7 protein-coding genes are annotated in these 6,348 nt (G+C 35.2%); 1 reads left to right on the top strand and 6 read right to left on the bottom strand.

Annotated features, from left to right (window positions below):
- Positions 1 to 530 (top strand): hypothetical protein (locus H8R24_RS17475; RefSeq protein WP_222617423.1); only part of this gene is annotated, 530 nt, incomplete at its 5' end.
- A 104-nt stretch (positions 531 to 634) separates the two neighbouring features.
- Here H8R24_RS17475 and H8R24_RS17470 read toward each other — a convergent pair.
- The 6 genes from H8R24_RS17470 to H8R24_RS17445 all read right to left on the bottom strand — a co-directional run.
- Positions 635 to 1,519 carry a DMT family transporter gene (locus H8R24_RS17470; RefSeq protein WP_187021630.1) on the bottom strand — a complete coding sequence of 295 codons (885 nt, stop codon included), beginning with the start codon at positions 1,517 to 1,519 and terminating at the stop codon, positions 635 to 637.
- Positions 1,520 to 1,539: 20 nt separating this feature from the next.
- The gene (gene nudK, locus H8R24_RS17465) at positions 1,540 to 2,121 is read right to left on the bottom strand and encodes a GDP-mannose pyrophosphatase NudK (RefSeq protein ID WP_187021627.1); all 582 of its coding nucleotides are present in this window, start codon (positions 2,119 to 2,121) and stop codon (positions 1,540 to 1,542) included.
- Between the two features lie 20 nt (positions 2,122 to 2,141).
- Positions 2,142 to 3,170, bottom strand: a complete 1,029-nt coding sequence (locus tag H8R24_RS17460; protein WP_187021625.1) for a cellulase family glycosylhydrolase — start codon at positions 3,168 to 3,170, stop codon at positions 2,142 to 2,144.
- Between the two features lie 95 nt (positions 3,171 to 3,265).
- Complete coding sequence (locus tag H8R24_RS17455) at positions 3,266 to 4,537, bottom strand: adenylosuccinate synthase (RefSeq protein ID WP_187021622.1); 1,272 nt, start codon at positions 4,535 to 4,537, stop codon at positions 3,266 to 3,268.
- A gap of 63 nt (positions 4,538 to 4,600) precedes the next feature.
- On the bottom strand, positions 4,601 to 5,104 hold the full coding sequence (locus H8R24_RS17450; protein WP_187021620.1) for a Fur family transcriptional regulator: 504 nt from the start codon (positions 5,102 to 5,104) through the stop codon (positions 4,601 to 4,603).
- Between the two features lie 162 nt (positions 5,105 to 5,266).
- Positions 5,267 to 6,348 (bottom strand): TGS domain-containing protein (locus H8R24_RS17445; RefSeq protein WP_187021618.1); only part of this gene is annotated, 1,082 nt, incomplete at its 5' end.

The following is a 6,348-nucleotide window of genomic DNA, read 5'->3' as shown; positions in this document are numbered from 1 at the left end:
TAGATATCTACTCCTTTTTAGGTCTTAATTTATTAGAAACACTTTTTCAGTGCCCTCCAATTTTGAGCGGATTTTTTGGAGCACTTTTTTTATCTGACAAAGAGGTGAAAAAATCATTCGAGTCAAATTTTGATAAAATCGAAAAGCAAGAAATCAGAAAGTTGATGATGATTCTTAGTGCGTCAAATATAGACACACTTTATTCAAAAACAAAAGTGACAACAGAATATAATGATAGGAATTGGGCGTCTTATTTTGCTACTGGAAATCTTAAATATATTGATAACATAATTGCAAATGTACCGTATGAGAATGAAAGAACAGACCTCAGTTTATTTTTGGCTGGTGCTTCAGCAAAATGGTCGTTATGTTCCAATGCAAAACAAGATGAACTTGTAAAAAAACATCTTACTGGATTAAAAGACAAAAACGAAAATATTAAGGAAATCTTGCAGGAGGATCCGCAATATTTTAAAAATAAGATGGTACAAATCATTAAAGAACAAAGATTGAAAGGAATTTGGAATTGATAAAAAGTCTTCTGTAGCGAATAGGAATGTTGTAACATCACCTTTTGTTTCGCGCATGAATTTACAAGTTAGGCCCCTTTTTTGAACAATAAGACTTCAGTCAATTATCCTTTTTTATTAGTCAAAACTAAGCCGGTTACAATAATGCTCATACTTACAATTTGAGAAGTAACGATGGCTTGGCCCAAGAAGAAGAAGGCTAGCAATCCGCTAAAAACAGGGATTAAATAATATATCAATGCCGTTTTATTGGTGCCAATGAGAATAATGGCTTCATTCCATAAATAATAGGCAATTAAAGAAGCAAACACGCCCACGTAGGCTGCGGCGTAAAAAGTTTTGGCGTCAAAAATCACTTTTTTAAAGTACAGGTGTTCTACTATATAAAACGGAAATAATAATAAGGTTCCAATTACGAATAACGCAAACAAAAATACAGTGGAAGGAATTTGCTTTGGCTTAAGCCGAACTAAAATGGTGTAAGCCGCAAATAAAGCACAAGCCAACAGCATTAGTAAGTCGCCAACAGTAAAATTGATATGAATCAAAGCAGCTAATGAGCCTTTGGTGATCAATACTAATACGCCTGTAATAATCGTTAGTATTCCAATAATTTTAAGAGCAGATACTTTTTCTTTAAAAACAATTCGGGCAATGACAACGATGAATAGCGGAATCGAAATCGCAATTAACGACAAGTTCACTGCTGATGTAGTTTTGCCCGAAAAATAAATTAAAGTGTTAAAAATAGTAACGCCCAATAATGCAGTACAGATAAGATACTCTTTATGTTCTAAAAGAATTTTTGAGTGTTTTAAAGTGCTTTTTAGTGCAAAAGGAGCTAGCGTTGCACAAGCAATTGTCCATCGCCAAAAAGCCAAACCTACGGGCGGAATATGACCTTTTACGCCGCTAGCAATGACCATGTTCACGGACCAAAGTAGGGTAGCGGTCAAAGCGTATAAAGCACCTTTCGTTTGATTATTCATCTTGTAAATGGTTGCAGAAATCAAACAAGGTTTTTTATTTTGGCATATTGCAAGAGCATAATCGTTTTAGCATCGGTGATTTCTCCGCTTTCGATCATGGCATAAGCAGCGTCATACGTCATTTCGAGTACTTCGATATTTTCCTCTTCGTGAGGAACACCGCCGCCTTCACTTACTTTCATAGAAGCATCATATTCACCTACAAAAAGATATAGAATTTCGGTCACAGCACCCGGCGACATGTAGGTCTCCATTACTTTATGAACGGTGGTTAAGCGGTAACCAGTTTCTTCTTCGGTCTCTCTTATGATGCATTGTTCAGGATTGTCGGCATCTAGTAGCCCGGCACAAATTTCAATCATCATCCCTGATTTATTACCGTTGAGGTAAGTAGGTAGGCGAAATTGACGCGTGAGGATTACTTTTTTTTCTTGTGAATTATAAAGTAAAATACCTGAACCATTACCGCGATCATAGACTTCTCGTTTGTGGGTAATCCAAGAGTGGTCGGCTTTTTGATAATCAAAGGTTACGTTGTTTAAGAGGTACCAGTTGTCTGAAAGTAGGTCGGTTTGTGTGATTTTTATTTCGGGATTCTGCATGCTTTTAGCTGTAATTTGTATTAAGGGTTACGCGGACTCAAACTTAGGTTTTTAAAAGTAGTCCCCCAATTATTATTGTTAGAATCATTAGGCTGTCCTGTACTGGTTAATAAGGCATCTTGATCAGTGCCGTCTTTTTTCCAAACCCAAGCGCAAACCGAAATTCCACGACTGGAAAGGAGGTCTAAAAAAGGTGTAGTATTCATTAATACGCCTGCGTTCATGGGAGCTGTTTCGCCAAAAAGGAACGGTATTTTTTTATTTTCTAATAAGGCAAGTCGGTTGTCTATGGAATTAGGTGTGTCTAGTAACCATTTTTCGTAGGCATGAATATCAAATATAATATTGGATTTATTGGCCAAGAAATCAGTTGCTTTGTTTAATAAAACACTTTCGTCTTGCCCTTGTTCCGCGCAAGGAATTAGAATGATATTGGTGTTTCCTGTGTTTCTAATGACAGTAGTCAATTCATCCATGTCATTCATCCAGATTAAATCGCTATAACCATCAGTTCTATCGTAGCGGTAGGGTTCATTCCATACCTCGATCCATACGTCAGGTTGGTCTTTAAACTGTGTTGCCCACTGGGCTAATATGAGTTTGTAAGCAGTCCACCAGCTCGTTGTAGTAGGGCTTTTTCCGGTAAATAGAGTGGTATTGGTGCCATCCCAACCAAAAGCGCACAGAATAGTTATTTTATGATTCATTCGGTTATCATCTACGATACTTTGTAAAGAGTAGAGATATGCACCATTTACGGCTTGAATAGGAGTACCGCTCAAAGGAGTTTCTTTGGTATTTCCAATAAATTCGCGGCTAATATCAAGATTCCAGCTGCTCATGTCTTGGCTGCCTACACTAAACACATGAAAAGCGTTGGCGCCTATTAGTTGTACGGGTTTGCCTTTGATTGTGATTTTCGAACCAACTATTTCATATATAGAATTGGTTGTATTGGTGGTAGAAATGTTTTCTTTTTGACAGGACGACACTACAATCAATAAGATTGAAAGTAGTAGTAAGTAACGATTAGGAACTAGTTGAGTCATCAAGTTATATTTTTCAAAAAGACAGGTTGGTTTTGTAAAAATACAATTTTTTACAAAAAAAAAACGTCCCGATTGTGTCGGGACGTTTATAACTCTTATTTTGTAATTGTTTGTGTTCTATCTGGTCCTACAGAGACAATCTTGATAGGCACTTCAACTTCTTTTTCTATAAAGTCAATGTATTCTTTTAGTTCAACTGGTAACTCATCATAAGTTGTCATTCCAGTTAAGTCAGCTTTCCATCCTTTGAATTCTTTGTAAACGGGTGTTACATTTTCTGGTTCAATGTTGTACGGGAAGTGAGCGATGTTTTGTCCTTTATATGTGTACTCGGTACATATTTTTAAAGTTTCAAAGCCAGAAAGGACATCCCCTTTCATCATCATTAACTGCGTTACTCCGTTTACTTGAATAGCGTATTTTAAAGCTACTAAGTCTAGCCATCCACAACGTCTTTGTCTTCCAGTAACTGATCCAAATTCGTTTCCTACACGTGCCATTGTTGTTCCGTCTTCGTCAAAAAGTTCAGTAGGGAATGGTCCGCTACCAACACGAGTTACATAAGCTTTGAAAATTCCGTATACTTCTTTGATTTTATTAGGAGCAATTCCTAATCCTGTACAAGCTCCAGCAGCAGTAGTATTAGATGAAGTTACAAATGGGTACGTTCCAAAATCAACATCAAGTAATGAACCTTGTGCTCCTTCGCATAAGATTGATTTTCCTGCTTTTTGAGCTTGGTGCAAGTATTCTTCGCTATCAATAAAGTCTAATTTTTTTAAGTCTTCGATTGATTCAAAAAATTCTTTTTCAAGTTCTTCTAGGTTGTATTGAATGTTTACATCATAAAATGCAATCATTGCTTCATGCTTGTCAGCAAGTGCTCTGTATCTTTCTTTGAAATCTTCTAGTTCAATATCACCAACACGGATTCCGTTTCTACCAGTTTTGTCCATATAAGTTGGTCCAATTCCTTTCAGTGTAGAGCCAATTTTCGCTTTCCCTTTTGAAGCTTCAGAAGCAGCATCTAGTAAACGGTGCGTAGGTAAAATTAAATGTGCTTTTCTTGAAATGATTAATTTCGATTTAATGTCTAAATTAAATTTAGCCAAACCATCAACTTCACCCTTGAAAACAACGGGGTCAATTACAACACCATTACCAATAACATTAATATTATTGTCATGAAAAATTCCAGAAGGAATAGTTCTAAGTACGTGTTTTATTCCGTCAAATTCTAAAGTATGTCCAGCATTTGGACCACCTTGAAAACGAGCAATAATATCGTATTTTGAAGTAAGAACATCAACGATCTTCCCTTTTCCTTCATCTCCCCATTGTAATCCTAGTAATAAATCTACAGTCATTCTAATTATTATTTGTTGTTGAGACAATTTTTACGTTGTCCATACTGATTATTTTCTGCTATTCTATTTTAAATCTTTCGTTTTAATATCTTCTTCAGTGGTAGTTTCCACCATTGGTTTTTTCTTAACACCATAGAAATACAACGAATGATTAGTGATTTCAATATCAAAAATTTCTTCGATTGTCTTTTTTATAGTTTGTATTCTAGGGTCACAAAACTCAATTACTTCACCCGTATCAGTCATAATGATGTGATCGTGTTGCTTATCAAAATACGATTTTTCGTAATGTGCTTGATTTTGGCCAAATTGATGTTTTCGAACTAAGGCACAGTCTAATAGTAATTCGATTGTGTTGTATAAAGTAGCCCTACTCACACGGTAGTTTTTGTTTTTCATTTTGATATACAAATTCTCGATATCAAAATGCTCTTCACTTTCGTAAATTTCCTGAAGGATAGAGTACCGCTCCGGTGTTTTTCTATGTCCTTTTTGCTCAAGATACATCGTAAAAACATTTTTTACAATTTCTTGGTTATTGTTATTATTTGTGGAAATGAGTGTCATATCTGGCAAAGATAATTTTTTATTTTAATAGTTTTCAAGTTTAAATACTTATCAGGAGATAATTTTGTGTGTTTTACAACAAAAAGTCTCCTAGAAAATCTTTTTTTAGACTAAAATACGGTCTGTTTTTATACTTTTATTTCGTGAAATTATTTCTAACTCTTATTTTTGATAGACTCTAGAAACTTTATCAACACCGTCTATTTTTTTAATGTTGTCAATTAGTTTTTTGAGGATCGTAATATTAGGTACAATCACAACCACTTGTCCTTTGAACAAACCAGCGTCACCACTTAGGGAGATACTTTGAATGTTAACGTTCATATTGTTCGAGATTACTTTTGTCAATTCATTAGTAAGCCCCATGGTATCCATTCCTGTAATATTCAAAATGGCTTTGAATTCCTGTTGGGTCGAATCAATCCATTTGGCTTGCATGATGCGGTAGGCATAATTAGATTGCATGGCTATTGCATTTGGACAATCTTTTTTGTGCACTTTTATACCTTCATTAATAGTTACAAAACCAAAAACAAGATCGCCAGGGATTGGGTTACAACAAGCCGATAATTTGTAATCTAATTTGTCTTGATCTTTACCAAATACCAACATATCATAATTACTGTTTAAAGCAATTTTATGAATTTCGGTATCGGTTGTGCTACCAGAGCGTTTGATTTTATTTTTGAAAAAATTGATTAACGTATTGCTTTTTTGGGCTGCAAAATCTTTTAATTGCTGGTTTTCAATAGCGCCAATTCCCACTTTATAGAATAAATCCAAGCTGGTCTTAAGGTGAAAGAAGTTAACTAATTCGTTAACCACTCCCTCGTTTAAGGTTACTTTTAAGTGTTTTAATTTGCGGGTAAGCAACTCTTTTCCATCCTCGGCAATTTTCTTCGTATCTTCATTTAATACGTTTCTAATTTTGTTTTTGGCTCTTGAAGTAGTTACATAATCCAGCCAGTTAATGGTTGGTTTTTGATTAGGAGAGGTGATGATCTCTACTTGGTCTCCACTTTTTAATTCGTAATTTAAAGGAACTAATTTCCCGTTAACTCTTGTTCCACGGGTTTTGATTCCTATTTCGGAATGGATACTAAAAGCAAAATCTAATGAGGTTGCACCTTTTGGCAGTGATTTGATATCTCCTTTGGGCGTAAATATGTAGGGCTTGCTGAAAAATTGCAAATCCAATAAAACACAGGTATTTAGAGTTACTTTTTCTTGTTTAAATGCAAAGA

It is taken from the genome of Flavobacterium muglaense (genome assembly GCF_014305155.1).
Classification (GTDB): Bacteria; Bacteroidota; Bacteroidia; order Flavobacteriales; family Flavobacteriaceae; genus Flavobacterium; species Flavobacterium muglaense.
This window is presented reverse-complemented; position numbering and strand designations above follow the sequence as displayed.